Source organism: Enterococcus sp. C102(2024), from assembly GCF_040888205.1.
GTDB classification, from domain to species: Bacteria; Bacillota; Bacilli; order Lactobacillales; family Enterococcaceae; genus Enterococcus; species Enterococcus faecalis.
Genome location: NZ_JBFOHH010000006.1, coordinates 193,365 through 212,773 on the forward strand (window position 1 = coordinate 193,365; position 19,409 = coordinate 212,773).

The 19,409-nt window shown below is 38.3% G+C and carries 21 protein-coding genes and 1 pseudogene; 7 read left to right on the top strand and 15 right to left on the bottom strand.

Translation table 11 applies throughout. The features are described from left to right. Positions 1-39 precede the first annotated feature (39 nt). The gene (locus AB3I34_RS12265; RefSeq protein WP_002354999.1) at positions 40-402 is read left to right on the top strand and encodes a hypothetical protein; all 363 of its coding nucleotides are present in this window, start codon (positions 40-42) and stop codon (positions 400-402) included. Between the two features lie 119 nt (positions 403-521). On the opposite strand, the gene thiT is transcribed toward AB3I34_RS12265, so the two are convergent. The 3 genes from thiT to AB3I34_RS12280 form a co-directional block, all read right to left on the bottom strand. Then, on the bottom strand, positions 522-1,097 hold the full coding sequence (thiT, locus tag AB3I34_RS12270; RefSeq protein ID WP_002354998.1) for an energy-coupled thiamine transporter ThiT: 576 nt from the start codon (positions 1,095-1,097) through the stop codon (positions 522-524). Positions 1,098-1,259: 162 nt separating this feature from the next. Then, the gene (locus tag AB3I34_RS12275; protein ID WP_002398897.1) at positions 1,260-1,913 is read right to left on the bottom strand and encodes a PepSY domain-containing protein; all 654 of its coding nucleotides are present in this window, start codon (positions 1,911-1,913) and stop codon (positions 1,260-1,262) included. A 77-nt stretch (positions 1,914-1,990) separates the two neighbouring features. Further along, the gene (locus AB3I34_RS12280) at positions 1,991-2,776 is read right to left on the bottom strand and encodes a hypothetical protein (protein WP_002354996.1); all 786 of its coding nucleotides are present in this window, start codon (positions 2,774-2,776) and stop codon (positions 1,991-1,993) included. Positions 2,777-3,009: 233 nt separating this feature from the next. Here AB3I34_RS12280 and AB3I34_RS12285 point away from each other — a divergent pair, with 233 nt between their 5' ends. Further along, a complete protein-coding gene (locus AB3I34_RS12285) occupies positions 3,010-3,744 on the top strand; it encodes a class A sortase (protein WP_002354994.1) in 735 nt (244 codons plus the stop codon). Positions 3,745-3,791: 47 nt separating this feature from the next. Here the strand turns inward: AB3I34_RS12285 and AB3I34_RS12290 are convergent, their stop codons facing one another. The 8 genes from AB3I34_RS12290 to rpsO all read right to left on the bottom strand — a co-directional run bounded on the left by AB3I34_RS12290 (position 3,792) and on the right by rpsO (position 11,240). Further along, positions 3,792-4,022: a hypothetical protein gene (locus tag AB3I34_RS12290; RefSeq protein WP_002385239.1), complete on the bottom strand. Its 231-nt coding sequence runs from the start codon at positions 4,020-4,022 to the stop codon at positions 3,792-3,794. 88 nt (positions 4,023-4,110) lie between these two features. Further along, complete coding sequence (locus AB3I34_RS12295; RefSeq protein ID WP_002365336.1) at positions 4,111-4,581, bottom strand: low molecular weight protein-tyrosine-phosphatase; 471 nt, start codon at positions 4,579-4,581, stop codon at positions 4,111-4,113. A 40-nt stretch (positions 4,582-4,621) separates the two neighbouring features. Then, positions 4,622-5,191, bottom strand: a complete 570-nt coding sequence (locus AB3I34_RS12300; RefSeq protein WP_002354991.1) for a TetR/AcrR family transcriptional regulator — start codon at positions 5,189-5,191, stop codon at positions 4,622-4,624. Positions 5,192-5,368: 177 nt separating this feature from the next. Then, on the bottom strand, positions 5,369-6,790 hold the full coding sequence (locus AB3I34_RS12305) for a CHAP domain-containing protein (RefSeq protein WP_002394023.1): 1,422 nt from the start codon (positions 6,788-6,790) through the stop codon (positions 5,369-5,371). Positions 6,791-7,121: 331 nt separating this feature from the next. Beyond that, positions 7,122-7,631, bottom strand: a complete 510-nt coding sequence (gene mreD / locus AB3I34_RS12310; protein ID WP_002354987.1) for a rod shape-determining protein MreD — start codon at positions 7,629-7,631, stop codon at positions 7,122-7,124. Next, positions 7,628-8,488 (bottom strand): rod shape-determining protein MreC, encoded by an 861-nt coding sequence (gene mreC / locus AB3I34_RS12315; RefSeq protein WP_002383273.1) that lies wholly within the window; start codon positions 8,486-8,488, stop codon positions 7,628-7,630. Before mreC ends, mreD begins: the two co-directional genes overlap by 4 nt. 181 nt (positions 8,489-8,669) lie before the next feature. Then, entirely contained in the window at positions 8,670-10,784 is a 2,115-nt protein-coding gene (gene pnp, locus AB3I34_RS12320; protein WP_002367402.1) for a polyribonucleotide nucleotidyltransferase, read from the bottom strand. 186 nt (positions 10,785-10,970) lie between these two features. Continuing rightward, positions 10,971-11,240, bottom strand: coding sequence for a 30S ribosomal protein S15 (rpsO, locus tag AB3I34_RS12325; protein WP_002354983.1), 270 nt, complete (start codon positions 11,238-11,240; stop codon positions 10,971-10,973). A 288-nt stretch (positions 11,241-11,528) separates the two neighbouring features. On the opposite strand from rpsO, the pseudogene def reads away from it, so the two are divergent. Further along, a pseudogene (gene def, locus AB3I34_RS12330) lies at positions 11,529-12,002 on the top strand (peptide deformylase); the annotation flags it as partial. A gap of 4 nt (positions 12,003-12,006) precedes the next feature. Next, the gene (locus AB3I34_RS12335; protein WP_349832524.1) at positions 12,007-12,057 is read left to right on the top strand and encodes a hypothetical protein; all 51 of its coding nucleotides are present in this window, start codon (positions 12,007-12,009) and stop codon (positions 12,055-12,057) included. Positions 12,058-12,129: 72 nt separating this feature from the next. On the opposite strand, the gene AB3I34_RS12340 is transcribed toward AB3I34_RS12335, so the two are convergent. From AB3I34_RS12340 to AB3I34_RS12350, 3 genes are all read right to left on the bottom strand, one after another. Next, positions 12,130-12,906, bottom strand: coding sequence for an HAD family hydrolase (locus AB3I34_RS12340; protein WP_002361040.1), 777 nt, complete (start codon positions 12,904-12,906; stop codon positions 12,130-12,132). A gap of 9 nt (positions 12,907-12,915) precedes the next feature. After that, positions 12,916-13,569 carry a DNA alkylation repair protein gene (locus AB3I34_RS12345; RefSeq protein ID WP_002354978.1) on the bottom strand — a complete coding sequence of 218 codons (654 nt, stop codon included), beginning with the start codon at positions 13,567-13,569 and terminating at the stop codon, positions 12,916-12,918. A gap of 71 nt (positions 13,570-13,640) precedes the next feature. Beyond that, positions 13,641-14,444 (bottom strand): formate/nitrite transporter family protein, encoded by an 804-nt coding sequence (locus tag AB3I34_RS12350; protein ID WP_002375588.1) that lies wholly within the window; start codon positions 14,442-14,444, stop codon positions 13,641-13,643. Positions 14,445-14,767: 323 nt separating this feature from the next. Between AB3I34_RS12350 and rpsD the strand changes: the two genes are divergently transcribed. The 3 genes from rpsD (at position 14,768) to lepB (ending at position 16,685) form a co-directional block, all read left to right on the top strand. Next, complete coding sequence (gene rpsD, locus AB3I34_RS12355) at positions 14,768-15,379, top strand: 30S ribosomal protein S4 (protein WP_002365342.1); 612 nt, start codon at positions 14,768-14,770, stop codon at positions 15,377-15,379. 159 nt (positions 15,380-15,538) lie between these two features. Next, positions 15,539-16,087, top strand: a complete 549-nt coding sequence (locus tag AB3I34_RS12360; protein ID WP_002354975.1) for a biotin transporter BioY — start codon at positions 15,539-15,541, stop codon at positions 16,085-16,087. Positions 16,088-16,148: 61 nt separating this feature from the next. Further along, a complete protein-coding gene (gene lepB, locus AB3I34_RS12365; RefSeq protein ID WP_033657886.1) occupies positions 16,149-16,685 on the top strand; it encodes a signal peptidase I in 537 nt (178 codons plus the stop codon). Between the two features lie 68 nt (positions 16,686-16,753). Here the strand turns inward: lepB and AB3I34_RS12370 are convergent. After that, a partial coding sequence (locus AB3I34_RS12370; RefSeq protein ID WP_262231405.1) for a WxL domain-containing protein occupies positions 16,754-19,409 on the bottom strand: 2,656 nt, incomplete at its 5' end.

A 19,409-nucleotide genomic window follows, 5' to 3' on the forward strand; every position in this document is an offset into this window, starting at 1 on the left:
TGAGTTTTATTCTATTTTATTCGTAAAGGAGGCAGAAGAATGGATCAACATAAAGCTACCATCAAGAGCATTTCTAAACTGATTACGCTCTCTTCCCAACATTTCTTTTCGGCATTTTTAGAAGATTCTCAAGATCAAAAGAATAAAGAAAAGGAACGCAGTGCGCTTTTACAAGAGCTCCAAGTCGCTGCCGCCCAAAAATCCTTAGTGGTCTTACAATTGAAAGAAGTCCCTACAGCGCATAAATTCGAAACGGTGATCGGCTGGATTGTCTCAAAAAATATTTCGGACAATATCGTTGTTCGTTTACAAACGGATGAACAACAGTTGCGCATGATTCCTGTTGCCTCTGTCATGAAAGTCAGCACGTTAGCCAATCGTCACCAACGTCAAATTCACTAGAATATTGAAGTCTTTATAAAATAAATGGAAACCACCAACCCTGGCGATTGCAGGTTGGTGGTTTCTTTTATTTATGACTTTAGTCAAAATCCCATGAAACTTCTGACTTAGGACTCAACTTATTTCTTAGGAACAAATAATTGCGGTGCTACTTTTGCCAATAAGCCTAGAACTAGACTTACATACAAACAATTGACGACGGTACTTGTACCGTTTAGAACAAAGGAATAGAGATATGGGCTCATTCCTTCTGGTGCATACATGCCCCAAACCAATACACCCGCCCAAAAATGCCAAAACCAGCGGGCGAAGACTGCGACAACACTTCCTAAAATAATCGTACGAATGGCTGATTTTAAACGATTCGCTTGAAAATACAGTTGAATTTTTCTAGCGAATACGCCACCCATTCCTCCAAACGCAAAAGCAAAGGGATATTCAAAAATAATCTGCGGAACGGACAAGAAATTTTTCATGGCTGTACCGAGAATAATATTTAACATGCCCCAAACAAAGCCTGCTGCAACTCCAGGAAGCAACCCACGACGAAACGAATAAAGAACTAATGGGACCATTCCCAACGATAGGTCCAAGCCACTATTGGCAAATTCAATCGGTAAAAAAGAGAGGGCCATTGCCATTGCTGCGACGACTGTTCCTTCTACCCAAATACGTAAATCCATTTTTCTAGCCAAACAAATTTCCTCCTATGTTCTGACGCTCTCAACCACTAATACATCGTTATTTTACCATAGGGACTTTAGAAAAACACGTTTGTCGAACAAGCAAAAAAATAGCTGATCAGCATTTAAGGGAATCAACTCCTACTCAAACGCATGCCAGCTACTTTTTATCCATTAATTGTCCCGCTCAGTTGTCAAAATTTCACCAGAATGAGCATCGATTTTTACCTCTATTTTTTGTTGGCCCTCTTTCACTTTCACTTCCCAATAAGTGATTCCTAATTCTTTCTCTAACTTCCAATCTGTTGCCTGGCCGACTTTCGCTTCTTTTTCAGCCAAGGTTGTGGCTTGTTCTCTGGAAATGATATTTGTTAAATCAAGTGCCTCTTCTTGCATTTTAACGCCATTTTGTTCATCGGCATCCAAGGTTTCGACTTTTTCTTTTGTGAATTCGCCTGTTTCTGCGTTCACTTCAACTTGATATTCTTTTTGCTGATCCACGCCTTCTATTTCATAAAAATAACGTCCAAAATCTGTATCTAACTGCAGACTTGTTATTTTAGCTTCTGGATATTTTTTCTCAAATGCTGTCGTTACTTTTTCTAAAGAGACAGCTACCGCACTTGTCTTCTCTGATGTCGTCGTTGCTTCTTGTTGTACGGATGAACTTGTTTCAGTAGTTGATATTACTGTTTCTTTTTGTTCATTTGTTGATGAAACAGCTGTGGGTGTTTTGGATGTACAGCCAGCTACCAAAAAGAGTGCCAAGCCAGTCATAGAGCCATAGAGTATTTTTTTCATTAAACAACCTTCTTTCCTTTTTATCATTTTATTATACTTGATTTCTCATCCAAATCATAGCTACAAAAAAAAGCCCTACTTTAGTTGATAAAGTTAGAGCTCTCTCAGCCTTCATGGGCCAACATAAAAATTTCACCGAAATCATTCTCTTGTTCAATGTGCCAAATGCGTTTTTCACTATTATAGACAAGCGTTGCCAAAATTTCTTCTTTTTGGTAAGAGGTATTTTTCATCTTGCTAAGTGAATCTTCCACTAAGTAAATAGGAATCCGATATTCTTCTTTATCCACTTCCGTTTGTTGGAAGCAAAAAATAACACCTTCTTGCAAGATACCTTTCATATTTTTAAGTAATTCAGGACTTAATTTTTCGACAGGTGTATTTCGTTTAAAGAAGGCCTTTTTCTGGTTCACTTTCTCTAAAACAACACGTGTAATTTTATCAGCAAAGATTCGATAAAATTCATCAATATAACGATAATAGACACGCGTCATCTGATCTGCAAATTCAAAAAAGACAAAATCATTTTGTAGCTTATAAAAGAAAGGCGAATGCAAACTATTCTTCATGTGTCCAAAATAAAGAAGTTCCGAAATTTCTAATGGCGTTAGCTCTTTTAGCATCGTCACATCGGAAAAGTCAATCCATTTAATCTCTTCAGTCATCCAACGACGTTGTAGCGATTGAAAATAGCGATTGACGCTTTCTTCTCCACGAATAATTTTCAAGCCTGAATGCATATCGTATTCGCCAGCTTCGGCAGAAGGATCTAATAATAGTAAGTTCTGTGGATGATGCACAATTGAACGAACAAAATCGGAATGGGTAATTCCTTTAGATAAAACCGCGTTGCTGGTTACATCTATATGTACATAAATTAAATCAAGCAAATTCCCATCTCCCCTCTACTAGCCTCCTTACCATTTTACAATATTTTCAAAAGAAAAGCTTGTTTCTTTTACTTTAAAATTCCATTACAAAATGAGGATTTTTTTGAAAAATCAATCGATTCAGTTGTTTTTTATTAAATCAAGGCCCGGCCAGCTTACCTATTCCCCAAAGAAAATAAATAGGTTTTTCAAATAAATTGTGGTAAACTTGATACATTAAAAGGAGGGAGAATATGCGCCCAAAAGAGAAAAAAAGAGGAAAAAATTGGTTAATCAACAGTTTATTAGTTTTACTATTTATCATTGGCTTAGCCTTAATTTTTAACAATCAGATACGTAGTTGGGTGGTTCAACAAAATAGCCGCTCGTACGCCGTTAGCAAGTTGAAACCAGCTGATGTGAAGAAAAATATGGCTCGTGAAACGACGTTTGACTTTGATTCAGTTGAGTCCTTGAGCACAGAAGCCGTGATGAAAGCCCAATTTGAAAACAAAAACTTACCTGTGATTGGTGCCATTGCGATACCAAGTGTCGAAATTAATTTGCCCATTTTTAAAGGATTGTCAAATGTCGCTTTATTAACTGGTGCCGGGACCATGAAAGAAGATCAAGTCATGGGGAAAAACAATTATGCCTTGGCTAGTCATCGAACGGAAGATGGCGTTTCCTTATTTTCACCTTTAGAAAGAACCAAAAAAGACGAACTCATTTATATCACTGATTTATCTACTGTTTATACATACAAAATAACTTCTGTAGAAAAAATCGAACCAACCCGTGTTGAGTTAATTGATGACGTTCCTGGTCAAAATATGATTACCTTAATTACCTGTGGCGATTTACAAGCAACGACGCGAATTGCTGTTCAAGGAACATTAGCAGCAACGACGCCTATTAAAGACGCCAACGACGATATGTTGAAGGCTTTCCAATTGGAGCAAAAAACCTTAGCCGATTGGGTGGCTTAATAAAAAAATCCTTGAAAAGTGTCAAAACTTTTCAAGGATTTTTTGCTTTATTTCATCACTTGGCGTTCTTGCTGTTTCAAACGAGCAAAACCATAACGAATACCTGCAAATAATAAAACTAACGGAGATAAGAAAACAGAGATCATTAACCATTCACTTGTATACATACTACTAAAAGATAAATGATACGTGACAGCATACACTAGCGGCAGACTCATTATCAACAATAAATAATACAAACTCAATTCAAAAACATAGGATAAATAACTACTGTTCATCTTACTTCCCTCCTGTCTCTTTTTCCCTGAACAATTTGTTAACACTATTGTACCAAGGGGAAACAGAAAGTACTATCGGACTATAGTCCTAATCTTTCAGCTGTGCTTTTATTTTTTTCAACCATTCTGAGGTACCTGCTTCCACTAAGCGGTAAGTTTCCTCAAAATCACCAGTATAATAAGGATCAGGTACGTCCATGGTTTCTTTACCAACCACAACTTCCATAAATAAATGAATCCGCCGTTGCTCTTCTTGAGGAGCTAATGCTTTTAAATCTGCCACATTATTCGCATCCATCCCAATGATATAATCATATTTTTTAAAATCACTTGGCTGGATTTGTGTCGCCCGCATTCCTTGATAGGAAATTCCTTGTTGTTCCAAAATTTTTCTGGTTCCCTTATGTGGCTGACTGCCAACTTCCCAGTGGCTAGTAGCTGCTGAAAACACTTGAATAGTCGATTCTAAACCAGCTTGTTGGACTTTCTGACGAAAAATCGCTTCTGCCATTGGCGAGCGACAAATATTGCCTAAACAAACAAATAACACAGTTACCACAACATTTCACTCCTTCATAAGACTTTTTATCCGTCACACATTACTCATTGGCTTCTTGTTCATACAAATGATAAGCCATAAATTCTGTATCTTTCGCTAAACGGAATAATTGCGTCGCCATTTCCAAAGGAGTCTGAGGATATTCCTCAAGAATCCATTTCGTTAAGACTCCACTACATCCATAGGAAAAGAAATTCGCATAAAATTGTTTGTCTTTATCTGTTAAATGGTTCTCAACATCGACTTGTTCAAATAATGAAATAAATAAGCGATTGGTCGAAGCGGAAAAAACATTAAGAAGAACTTCTGAATCTGAGGTCACCGTTGTATAGTAGAAATGGCTCTTCTCTTTAATCGCTTTTAATAACTTCAGGGCTTGTTCCTCCCAGTTTTCCAAACAAATATCTGTTTCCAAGTAAATCAATGCATCGTGACGATAAATCCAACGTAATAAATCATATTTATCTGTAAAGTGATAATAAAATGTTTGACGATTCAAGCCCACTTTTTTGGTAATATCTTGGACACTTATTTTACGAAAATCCTTTTGTTCACATAATTCTATTAAAGCTGAAGCGATTGCTTGTTTTGTATCGTGCGTTCCGCTCATGCTGATTCCTCCGCTCCTAATATGTATATACCTCTATAATTGCAAAAAAATGGCCAGATTACAATATTTTCAGATACATTTTATGCATATATTTAAAATTAAATGAATAAAAAAAGCGGCAACTAACGATTTTTGTTAGTTACCACTCCTTGTTATCAATTATTAATAGATGACTATTTAGCCTGGAAAACGCCATACAACAGCGCGGAATCCTGCTGGTGGTGCTGGTGACCAGTTAGAGTTAGAAGAAACATAACCAGAACCTCCTGGGTTGTTCGCTTCAACGATTTGGACACTTCCACCACTTACACCTGTAACTAAGACAGTATGCACGCCACCAATCCAGCTATCTGGACTATAGGCACTTTCATATTGAACAACATCGCCTGGTTGCACGTTACTCCAGCTAACTTGTGTTGCGCCAGAAGCAACATAGCCACTGTTTGGACCACCATAACCGAAGTTAATACCGCCTGCCGCTAGCCAGCGACGAACAGATACTAAACATTCGCCTGGTTGATTCCAACCTGTTGCATAAGAATTACCAACATCTGCTAAAGCTGCATTAATTGCGGCTTGTTTTCCTGAAGTCACGCCACCATTCCCTGGTTTTGCTTCATTACCTTTTTCAGGAGTCGTTGGGTTAGTTACAGGAACTTCTTTTTCTTTTTCAGGTGCTGCTGCCACAGGTGTTGTTACAACACTTTCTGTTTCAGTACTTGAAGTTGTTGTTTCTTGCGTTGTGGTACTTTCAGTAGTTGTTGATGATTCTACTGCTGGTGTTGCGGCTTTTTCTTCAGCGGCTGATGCTGCTGCCTCATTGGCTGCTTTTGTTGCTTGCGCTTGCTCTGCTGCCGCTTTTTGTGCTGCGGCTTGTGCTTGCGCTGCCGCTTGTTCTTCTGCTTTTTTAGCAGCTGCACGTTGGCGTGCTTGTTCTTCTGCTAAACGTTTTTCCGCTTCTTTTTTCTGTTTAATGAAGCCGTCTTTTTTCCCTTGTTCTTCAGAACGTTGCGCTTCTAAATCATTTTTAGCCACTTCTTGTTGAATCTTCAATGTTTTTAATGATTCTGTTTTGTCATTTAGTTCTTTTGTTGCTGCTTCTAATTCAGCAATTTGTTTTTCAACATTCTTTGTTTTCTTTTCAACAGTCGCTTTGTCTTCTTTTTGTTGTTCTAGTAATTCATTGTTGGCGCTCATCATTGTTGAGACCGCTTGAACGCGACCAATTGCATCTGCTACTGAATCTGCATCTAAGACAGCATCAATAATTGAATCACTTTGACCATTCACTTGGACATCGCGTGCTTGTTTTGTCATTTGTACTTCACGTTTTTGAATACGGACATTCAAATCAGAAATTTCACTATATAATTTAGATACTTCTGATGATAGCTTGTTCTTTTTAGCTGTTAATGTATCGATTTGTTTGGCCGTTTCAACCATATCATTTTCAATCGCGGCAACTTTTGCTTCTGCATCTGACATTTGGCTAGTTAACGCATTAATTTTTTGATCTTGTTGTTGAATCTTTGTATCGTATTCATCTGCAAATGCTGCGGATGGCAACGCTACGCTTGTTAATGTAATGGAACATACCATTAGAGCCGATAATACACTTTTCTTCAATCTGTTGTCCTCCGAAAATCCTTTTTTGTTAAGCTTTTTTATTATTTATTAAAATTTGAATAAATTTCTCTTTTTCAACGATAGAGCAATTGTAGCATAGCTGTATGTCACTGAGATAATATGGATGTTACAGTAATATTTCAATTTTCTTCTTGTAAATGACAAAAAAAAGCTTCACTTTTTTCACAACTTTCTTCAAGGCTCCAGGGTAAGCTTCTCATCGTTTTGTTATTTAAAGAAAATAAAAAAAGCGAAAAATGCTAACAAATGAGCATTTTTCGCAAACGAACAAAATTTCCAATTTTTATTTTACGGAAAACAGTTTTTTCAGCGGATAAGATAAAATAACATACCACACCATGTTCAATAGCAGTGTAGGGCCCAACACACGTGTAATAAATAAAATCGGGCTGACATCCGCTAAATGAAAGGCCACTTGAATCAGTACCGCAATCAGTTCATACAACGTGGTAAAAATAACGATCCCAAAAAAACCAGTTAGTAAATTTGTTTGAATTACTTCTTTAAATGTATACATCAACATAACCGAAAGTGTCAGTGCGACTGTATAAATCCCGATAATGCCAATGTAGTAGCTATCGCAAATAAAGCCTAAAATTAACGAAGTAATTAATAAATAACGTTTAGAAAAATTAGGAACGGCAAACATAAACGCAAGTAATAACAGATGAGAACTGGCGAAGTAAACATTACTTGTCCACGTTTCAAAAGACTTTGTTAAATGAGCATCAATTAACATTAAGAAAAACAAGAGAATAGGCGTGACGTATTTTAAATACTCTTTCCGAATCATTCGCTTTCCCCTGCCGATCTTTTCACGACCGTCACAACGGAGATCCCATAGACATCCGCATAAGGTTTCACATACACTTCACGATCTAAACCAAAACTATCTGGTTTCACTTTAATAACTGTCCCTACCGCTAAATCGGCTGGGGAATTACCACCTAAGCCAGAAGTCTGAACGACATCGCCTTCTTTCAGAGTGGCATCGCCAGTTAATTGTGACACAATTAATGCATTCGTCTTATTGTCGTAATTTTTAAGTAAACCAAATGATTCGCCATTTGCGGAAGTTACTCGCACAGGGAAATGGTTCGAGTTAACATTTTTAGACGTTAGTAGTTCCACTTTTGCAGTCGTTGCATTGACTTCAATAACACGCCCCACTAACCCTTTTTGCGCCATGACCGCCATGCCCGCTTCAATGCCGTCATTGGTTCCTTTATCGATAATTAATAAGTCTTGCCAAGTATCCGGCGAACGCGTAATGACATTCGCAGTTACTTTTTCATAGTTGGCTAACGTTTCGTTCAGATTCAATTCTTGTTTTAAACTATCAATTTCGCGTTTATAGTTATTGTTTTGGACAGCTAATTCATTATAGCTATCAATTTTTTCTTTTAGACGTTCGTTTTCTTTAAACGTGTTAATTAAATTGCCCATTGAAGACAAGCCGTTTTCCACCACACGAGCTGGAAAAGAAATCACACGATCCACCATACTAACGCTATTATTGACGCCACCTTGAACGACATTGGTTTTGCCTTTTTCAGAACGTTGCGCAGCAGTTAAACTAATAATAGTTACTAAAATAATGACTAAAATTAAGGTAATGATTATATTTTTATTTGGATTAAATTTTTTCACAAAGACACCCCAGATATTCTTCAGACTGATAGTATTAATTTTACCACTAATTGACTATAAACAAAAGAGTTGGCGATCGTCTTTAGCTTTTTTTATCATTTCTTTTTTAGGGCTTGTTTTCGACGAAAAAACCAACGAAAAGAAAGGAAGCTTCCTTGGTTTTCGTTGGTTTAAAAAGAAATTATTTTTCTTTGTTTTCTTCGTTTAATAATGCTTTTCTTGACACGTTGACACGGCCTTGTTTGTCAATTTCAGTTACTTTGACAAGGACTTCGTCGCCTAATTTCACGACATCTTCAACGTTGTTCACACGTTCGTTTGCTAATTGAGAAATATGGATCAAGCCATCTTTGCCTTTAATTAGGTTAACAAACGCACCAAATTTTTCAATGCGGACAACTTTTGCTAAGTAAACTTGACCAACTTCGACTTCTTTGGTTAATTCTTCAATAATCTTGATGGCTTTTTTAATCATTTCGGCATCTGATGAAGCAATACTTACGTTACCGTCTTGATCGATATCAATCTTAACACCAGTTTCATCAATGATGCTGTTGATTGTTTCGCCACCTTTACCAATGACATCTTTAATTTTCGCTGGTTTAATTTGAATCATTTCAATTTTCGGTGCATATTGACTTAATTCTTCACGAGGGGCAGCAATCGTTGTTGTTAATTCTTCTAGAATTTCCATCCGTGCTTTCTTCGCTTGGTCTAATGCTTCCGTTAAAATTTGTTCTGTAATTCCTTGGATTTTGATGTCCATTTGTAAAGCAGTGATTCCGTCTTTCGTTCCCGCTACTTTAAAGTCCATATCGCCAAGGTGGTCTTCTAAACCTTGAATATCTGTTAAGATTGTATAGTTCTCACCATCACTAACAAGACCCATTGCAATACCTGCAACTGGCGCTTTAATTGGCACACCCGCGTCCATTAATGCTAATGTTCCCGCGCAAATACTTGCTTGTGAAGAAGAACCATTTGATTCTAACACTTCTGCTACTAAGCGGATTGTGTAAGGGAAGTCTTCTTCTGATGGAATAATTTGTGCTAAGGCACGTTCACCTAACGCACCGTGACCGATTTCACGACGACCTGGTGAGCCCGCGCGTCCTGTTGAACCAACAGAGAATTGTGGGAAGTTATAATGATGGATGAAACGTTTGCTATCTTGGACACCCAGCCCATCGATAATTTGATGTTCCCCTAAAGGCGCTAATGTACAAACGGATAAAGCTTGTGTTTGACCCCGAGTAAATAAGCCAGAACCATGCACACGTGGTAAAATACTTACTTCTGATGATAAATGACGAATTTCGTCTAATTTACGGCCATCCGGGCGAATCTTATCGATCGTGATTAACTCACGTACGACATCTTTTTCAAGATCTTCCGCAATTTGTTTCACTTCTTTTAGTAATTGCGCTTCTTCTTCGTGTTCCGCAAATTTTTCAGCGTAAACTTCTTTGACTGTATCTTTTACTTTGTCAATTTCAACTTCACGCGCTAATTTTTCTTCCGTCATTACGGCTGTTTTCATTGTATTGTAGTACGCATCAAAAATTTCTTTTTTAAGATCAGCGTCCACTTGTAATAAGTCCACGTCCATTTTTGGTTTACCTACAGCGGCAACGATTTCTTCTTGGAACGCCACTAGTTCTTTGATGGCATCAAAACCGAAAAGTAAGGCACCTAACATATCTTCTTCTGATACTTCTTTGGCACCACTTTCAACCATATTGATGGCTTCTTTTGTTCCAGCAACAGTTAATTCAATATCTGTTTGTTCCGCTTGTTCTACCGTTGGGTTTAAAACATATTCGCCATTAATACGACCAACGTCAACACCAGCAATTGGTCCATCAAACGGAATATCTGAAATTGCTAACGCTAAGGAAGACCCAAACATTGCAGCCATTTCTGGTGTACAATCTTGATCCACACTCATAACGATGTTCGTAATTTGGACTTCGTTACGGAAGCCTTCTGAGAACATTGGACGAATAGGACGGTCGATTAAACGAGCGGTTAATGTCGCACGTTCACTTGGACGACCTTCACGTTTAATGAAGCCGCCAGGAATTTTTCCTACCGCATACATTTTTTCTTCATAGTTTACAGTTAATGGGAAAAAGTCTACATCTTTTGCTTCTTTAGAGGCAACAGCAGCACTTAAAACGACCGTATCGCCGTAACGTACTAAGACAGCTCCATTGGCTTGTTTGGCTAATTGGCCGATTTCTACTTCTAGTGGGCGGCCGCCCCAAGTTGTTTTAAAGACTTGTTTTTCTGTCATAATTCTTCTCCTTTACTCTTGCTCTTTGGAAAAGTCAGACGGCTACTAAACAAATGAAAAAGTAACAAGTCGTTGTTGCTCTTTCATTTGGTTAGTAGTTCCTAAAAACTTTCCAAAGAGGACCTTCAATAGTGACAATAAGATAAAAAGCGAGATTCTGATTGAACCTCGCTTTATACGTAATGATTAACGACGTAATCCTAAACGTTGGATCAATTCGCGGTAACGTTGGATGTCAGTTTTACGTAAGTAAGCTAACAAGTTACGACGGTGACCGATTTTTTTCATTAAACCACGGTAAGAATGGTGATCTTTTTTGTGTGTACGCGCATGTTCGTTCAATTGGTTAATGTCTTCAGTTAAGACAGCAATTTGTACTTCTGGAGAACCAGTATCTCCTTCATGACGTGCGTATTCTTTAATGATTTCGTTTTTTCTTTCTTGTGAAATTGCCATTTGTTCCACCTCTTTCTCTATTATTCGTCTGATCACTGAGTGAAGCGTTGGTGACTCGCTAAACCAAGTGATAGATGGTGTGTTTCCACACAAGCTTACTTTACAGGAAACACCGCTAAAATGCAAGCTTAATCTCTATTATTCGATAGTTTTTTTAAACAATCTAGCCCCTTTTTTGGTGATTTTGTGATACACTAAATGGTGGTAAACAACTGATTATTTCAGCGCATGAATAAATAAAAGAAGAATTTTTTTATGTTTCAAAGGAGGAACCATTGAATGATTACAATGAAAGATATTATTCGTGAAGGGAATCCCACACTTCGTGCTGTGGCAGAAGAAGTGCCTGTCCCTATCACTGAGGAAGACCGACAATTAGGTGAGGACATGTTGACTTTCTTAAAAAATAGTCAAGATCCAGTCAAAGCCGAAGAATTACAATTACGTGGTGGCGTTGGTTTAGCTGCACCACAATTAGATATTTCTAAACGAATTATTGCTGTCCATGTTCCTAGTAACGACCCAGAAAACGAAACGCCTTCATTAAGTACGGTAATGTACAACCCTAAAATTTTGAGCCATTCTGTGCAAGATGTCTGTTTAGGTGAAGGGGAAGGCTGTTTATCTGTCGATCGGGATGTACCTGGGTATGTCGTTCGCCATAACAAAATTACCGTCAGTTATTTTGACATGGCTGGCGAAAAACACAAAGTTCGTTTAAAAAACTACGAAGCGATTGTGGTTCAACATGAAATTGATCATATTAATGGCATCATGTTCTACGATCATATTAACAAAGAAAATCCATTTGCTTTAAAAGAGGGCGTTTTAGTCATCGAATAAAGAAAAAAACTGGGCCGTTTGTTTTCAGACAAACGGCCCAGTTTTTTTAAATGGCCTTCATTTCTTTTAAGGCTTTCCAAATCCCATCATTATCATTTGTATCTGTGACCATCGTGGCCACTTTTTGAATGGAAGGACTCGCGTTGCCCATTGCGACGCCAATCCCTGCATGGCTTAACATTTCTCGGTCATTTTCGCCGTCCCCAAAGGCAATGATATTTTTTGCATCAATGCCCACACGTTTAGCTAAATACGTTAACGTAGCTGATTTTGAGCCATCTTTAGGCACAACATCTACGCTATGTTGATGCCAGCGAATAAAGCGAAATTCCGGGTATTCTTCTTCAAACGTACACTGATCTTCTGCGTCATAAAAAGCCAGCGCTTGGTAAATATCATTTTGACGATAAAAGTGTTCATCATAAGCAGGTGAATGAAAATGAAAAGAGTTCATCGCAATTTCCATTTTTTCAGCACGGTGCTGGTTGCTCTTCTTAATATCATCTAAGCCCACACAAGCAAACCCTAAGCCGCGTTGATCACTGTCTTGTGCCAAACGTTCCAACGCTTCAGCGTGCAATAAATTTTGATAATATTGCTCATGATCCACAAAAGCCGCGGCGCCATTACATAATACGTAATTAGTAAAATCTAAATCCCAAATCACCTCTTGCGCCATATAACGACTTCTGCCAGTTGCCAGCGTAACTAAGTGTCCTTGCTCCCGCAATTTTGCTAGCGCTTCTCTCGTGCTATCCAATGCTTTCTTCTCCGAATTTAACAACGTCCCATCAATATCAAATGCAAAAAGTTTTCTTTCCATCATTTCTCCTTATTCGCTCGCTTTCGCTAAATATTTACTGCCTTCTCGTTGTGCTAAAGGACTCAACACTAATTCTTTCATCAATTCCTCGACCCATTGCGGATTCGTTTTACTATATTGGCGTAATGACCAGCCAATCGCTTTTTGAATGAAGAACTCCTCTGTAGTTCTATCATAAATAATCGCCTTTTTCAACAGGTCCTGATTGGTCTTTTCTTTCAACATCAACTGTAAATTCAGCGCAACACGCCGATTCCAGAAATTTTCAGCGCCATAAAAAAGGGCAAAAATCGTTGGCAATTCAGTCAGATGCAACGCCACCCACGACCCAAAAAATTTTCGCCAAGCATCCACACTATCCCACCACGCTTTTTGTGGAACATAGGCTTTAAACGCTACGACCTCTTCTAATGAAAATCTCCGAACATTTTGAAGGGCTAAATCAATAGCGACATACTGATATTCTCGTTCTGTTTTTTGATAATAAGCCTCAATCTCTTGGCATAATTTTTCCTTTGGCCACGTATGACTTTCTTTTAAAAGTTGTTTACTTAACGCTTGACGTTCTGGGGCGGGGATGCCTGCAAAAACAAATTGGTGTTTCATATAAGCAGACATTTTTGCTGCTGTTTCTGGGTTCTTCTGAAATTGAAGTGTGTCCATTCCTTCGCTCCTTATAATAAAAAAACTATACTAAAACAGTGTACCATGTTTTAGTATAGTTGGTTGGTCAATTAATCAAAATACGTTAAGTTTTTGTTGTCTTTATCTAACCAGGCATAGCCGAGACCCATAATTAAGCCACCACCGATAAAGTTACCAATAAAGGCCCAGAAAAGATTATGAATAACATTACCAGCTGTGAAAGCTTCAATTGCGCCGTTTGAAGCAAAGTAAGCTAAACTGAAGGCTGGGAAATTGGCAATCACGTGTTCAAAACCAAGGAAAGCAAAGATAAAGATAATGAAAATAATGGCCGCGACTTTGCCGGCGTCATCTTTCATTCGCATACTCACTAATACGGCTGTATTAACCACAATATTGGCGAACATAGCTTCAACTAAAATCTGTAGGGTAGTTTTTTCTAATTTTCCAGCAATCGATGTAAAGAAGAAACTATCTTTTGGCAAATCTTGGAACGGCACCGTAAGTGATACCAAGAAACCAAACAAGACGCCACCAATTAAATTGAATAAGATACAGGTAAATAAAATTTTTGCAGCTAAGGAAAAGTTGACTTTTTTACGATAGACCCCAACAGTCATGTACAACATATTCGAGGTACCAAGTTCGGCATTCATATATAAAATCATTACAAGTGACCAACTGAACATGAAGGCGTAAAGCATTTTCCCTAAACCATGAGAAATTCCTTCTCCTTTAATTGCGATTGCAAAAGCAACGGCTGTTCCCAACGTTAAAAATAGGCAAGCAAGCATTGCACGAACAGCGTAGCGGGAAAAGCTGTTTGAGAATAAATTCACTTTCTTGTCGATAGATTTATCAATTTGTTCAAACAATGGTGAACCAGACTTCATTGTAAACTCCCTTTCATTCCGTTTTCAACTTATATTTTCAAAACATCTCCCCTTATTCTAATGAGGAAAAGTGTTTTTGTCTACCTTTTTTTCAGATTTCACTTTAAAACCTTGACGTTTCCTATCCTATTAAGTATACTAGACTTTGTGTAAAATAATTGCAGCAGAAGAATAATAACTCGTCAACAGTTCATTGCCAAACTTGGTTCAACTGCGTAACCGCGGCTGCAAAGGCGAAGGTTGAAGAATGAACTGAACGAATATGAATTTTTCATCTAATTATTTTACTCCAAAAAAACATTTATTTATTGGAGGAATTTTTAATGTCTCGTTATACTGGACCATCATGGAAAGTATCTCGTCGTCTAGGTATCTCTTTATCAGGTACTGGTAAAGAACTAGCTCGTCGCCCTTACAAACCAGGACAACACGGACCTAACAGCCGTGGTAAAGTTTCTGAATACGGAATGCAATTAACTGAAAAACAAAAATTACGTCATATGTATGGCATGAACGAACGTCAATTCCGTACGTTGTTCATTAAAGCAAGCAAAATCAAAGAAGGTAAACACGGTGTTAACTTCATGGTTTTACTAGAACAACGCTTAGATAACGTTGTTTACCGTTTAGGTCTTGCAACTACTCGTCGTCAAGCACGTCAATTAGTTAACCATGGCCACATCACTGTAGACGGCAAACGTGTTGATATTCCATCATACCACGTTGAAGTTGGTCAAGTGATCGGTGTTCGTGAAAAATCTCAAAACATCTCAACAATTAAAGAAGCGGTTGAAGCAACTGTTGGACGTCCAGCATTCGTAAGCTTTGACACTGAAAAATTAGAAGGTAGCTTCACTCGTTTACCAGAACGTGATGAACTTTACCCAGAAATCGACGAAGCACTTGTCGTTGAATACTACAACCAAAAACTTTAAGATTTCAAAAGGTCGAACTGCGGTTCTTACCTTCTTTCAAAACCTTGCCTTTCTTGGCAAGGTTTTTTTCTTTGCCCTCTTTACAAAATTGTTTACTTCCGCTAAACTATTGTTAACCAAATAAAAATAATTGGTTAACAATAGAAAGTGAGGCTTCTTATGAATAAAGCATCGTTACGCTCCTTAATTTTAGCAGCAGAATTCGCTGTGATTATTGCTGTACTTTCACAATTTACAATTCCATTGGGGATTGTCCCCTTGACTGGACAAACGTTTGCCATTGGCTTAACCGCTACCGTTTTGGGTAAGCGAACGGGGACCTACGCTATTTTAATTTACTTCTTATTAGGATTAATTGGTTTACCCGTTTACGCGGGGATGTCTAGCGGGTTCGGTGTACTCTTCGGACCAACTGGCGGCTATTTAATCGGGTTTATCTTCAACGGCTTATTAACTGGTTATATTTTAGAAAAAACAACCTTTAACTATACTTGGGCCATTATCGCAAATATTGCCGGCGCCTTAGTTACCTTAGTTTTCGGTATGATTTGGTTGAAATATTCCGCAAATCTGCCGTGGCCAAACGCTTTTGCTGGCGGGTTTGCTCCGTTTATTATTCCTGGTATCATCAAGGCTGTCGCAGCTGCTTATGTTGGTATTTTAATTCGCCAACGCTTTATGAAACGTTTTTTAGCACACCTTTCTTAAGGGGAAAACTTTTTTCTTTTCCTTGTCTGTAGTACACTAAAAGGACAAAGGAGTGAAGTCCATGTCCTCATTATTAAAACGATTGGTTCAGTTGGTTTTGTTAGTCAGCGCTGTCTTGCTGATTCGACACTATGTTTTCTCCCCTGCTGCGGTGAACGGCTCTTCAATGGAACCAACACTTCATAACAACGACCGTTTATGGGTGACCTCGATTAAAAAGCCACAGCGCTTTGATATTATCGCTTTTCCTAGCCCGCGCAACGGCCAACGAGTAGCCAAACGTTTAATTGGTTTACCTGGCGAAACAGTCGAGTATCGCGATGATACCCTTTATATTAATGGTGTATCACTCAGTGAAGATTACTTAGCAAGTGCTAAACGAAATGTCTCTAAAAATGAAAATTATACCCAAGATTTTACGCTAGAGACCTTAGAAGCCACCCAATCCCTGACCGTTCCAGAAGGCATGTATTTTGTCTTGGGGGATAATCGCCCGCGCTCAGATGACAGTCGTTATTTTGGCTTTGTTAAACAAGAGAGTGTGGAAGGTGTTTTGACTTTTCGTTATTATCCATTAGATAAAATTGGCTTTCCATAAAAATAATAAACCGCCCTCAAAAAGTCTAACTTTTTTGGGGGCGGTTTATTATTTTATTTACGTATTTTTTAAGGTCCAGTCACAAGATTCCACGTAACTGCGGCTTGGTATTGTTGCCCTTTGACGCCTTGATTGGCTGGCACTTCGAGTTTGACTTTGTCAAATTGGAAATCCAACTGATAAACATCGGCGCCGCTAAATTCTTGGTTACCAATAATGCTCACGCTACTATTGTCGGCTGTTAAGCCAAGTGATCTCGTAACGCCCACACTGGTCATTAATTCCGTGGGCAGGTTATAATTTCCTACGCTGTAAATAGGGACTTGCCCCAAAATCAAGCGAGTCGCTGTCGGTAGACTATCAGTAGCTGATTTTGGTTGTGACAATTGTGCGGTTAAACTCCAATTCGGTTGGGTTTTGCTAATTCGTACATAGGGATTACGAGTACCGTTGCCATAGTAATCAGCGGCTTTCTTCAAACCATGTTGCTTCGTAACGCTAGCAACGCCAACTTGACCAAAATCGAAAGTTGGTACACTGATAAATCCTTCCCCAGTTGGTTCCTTTGTTTCTTGATCTAAATCTTTGATCCGAACAGTATCTGAGGCCGTCAGTTTGTTAAAGTTTCCTGACACTTCCACAGCGGCTTTTAGCACTTGGTTTGGTTGTCCAGTAACTTTTGTTCCTATGAGATTAATTGTTAGTTGCCCACCAACAGGAAGACTTTTGTCTAAAGGAATCTCAAAACCTGCTTTCCACTGTTCTTTCGTGATTGGTCGAACTTTCGTATTTTGACCAGTACCTAAAATAAACAGTTCCGTGGGTGTACTAATTCCAGCCGCCCAGTCAGTGGTTGGTTTAATCTTAATTGAAGTTAAAGGTGCCTCTCCCGTATTTTTTAAAAGCACTTCCCAATATTCCATGGTTCCACCATTATCAATGACATCGACTGCACCACGCATCGTTAAGTTAGCGCTGATGCTTGCTTCTTTGTAGACTGCTGTCATATCGTCATTGTCATCAAAAGTTGTGTTATACGTTGGCGTAGTGCTGGTGGTCAACGTGTTCGGTTTCGTTTTGCCTTTGTACCAACCTTGGAAGACATAGGTTTTTCCACCTGCTGAATAACTAGCTGGCAAAGCTTTTGCGCTCGTGTACTTGAAAGTGTCACTAGTCATCGGAATCTGGTTGCCTTGGGTGAAGCCTGTTGGTGGTGTGATTTTGGTACCGCTGGCATCGACGAAGTTCTCGGTGACTTTGCGATTGGTTAATTGATAGTAAATCGTCCCTACTGGTGTATAATATTTTTCTAAATTATATTGATTAGATGCTGCAAATAATCGACTGTATCTATAATTGGAACCATTAGTAACTTCGCTTATTTTAAATTGTGTCGCTGTCACTTTACTTAAACCATAATGCAATGGCGGATTATTGACTGGTTTACCGAGTGCATTATTTACAGTTAAATACTCATTCAACGTAGCTTGTGTATAGGCATTTCCTGTGTAAAGAGATATATTTTCATAAAATTTTGGAATAGTGATTCTCGTGTTGGTTGTTCCATAGTTATTCACTCCGCCTAAAGACACATCTGCTCTAATCGTTTTGGCGGGAATCGTCACCTGTTTGGTATTTCCTGAATTAGTTCCAGTAATTGATCCAAGCTTTGTATAAGTGGAGTTAATTTCTTGTTGTAAATCGGTTGTTATTGTAAAAGGCGTTGGCGATATAATCGTTCCTGCTTCATTGACAAATTGGAAATTCACGGTGCTACTTGGGAATTTGTAGTCTTTAGAGGTCTCTTCGTACACTACATTCAAATCATCATTGTTATTGTAGGTAACTTTATACGTTGGCTTCCCAGTGTTTAAAGTCGCTGGTTTGGTATTACCTTTATACCACCCTTTTAGCTTGTAGACTTTCCCATTACTTGTTTTATACGTACTTGGTAGCGTTCCACTTTGCGTAAACGTGTAATCAGTATTCGTGATATTTGTTTTTTTCCCTTGGGTGAAGCCTGTTGGTGCTGTAATTTTTACACCATTGGTGTCAACGAAATTCTCGGTGACTTTGCGATTGGTTAATTGATAGTAAATTGTTCCTACTGGTGTTTGATAAGTATTTAATGAGTTGTTTGCACCTGATGTAAATAACCTGCTGTGTGTATACTTTGATTTCTCTGTAGTAGAAACAATTGGGTTGTATTCATTTAGTTTAAATTGTGTCGCTGTCACTTTACTTAAACCATAATACAATGGCGCATTACTGGATGGTGTACCGACTAGTGCACTTTCCGTAATGTAAGAACGATTCAACGTTGCTTGTGTATAGGCACTTCCTGTATAAACAGAAATATTTTCATAAAATTTTGGAATAGTGATTCTCGTGTTGGTTGTTCCATAGTTATTCACTCCACCTAAAGACACATCTGCTCTAATCGTTCTGGTGGGAATCGTTACCTGCTTGGTATTTCCTGAATTAGTTCCAGTAATTGATCCAAGCTTTGTATAAGTGGAATTAATTTCTTGTTGTAAATCAGTTGTAATTGTAAAAGGCGTTGGTAATAAGATTGCCCCGGCTTCATTGACAAATTGGAAATTCACGGTACTACTTGGAAATTTGTAGTCTTTAGAGGTCTCTTCGTACACTACATTCAAATCATCGTTGTTATTGTAGGTAACTTTATACGTTGGCTTTCCAGTGTTTAAAGTCGCTGGTTTG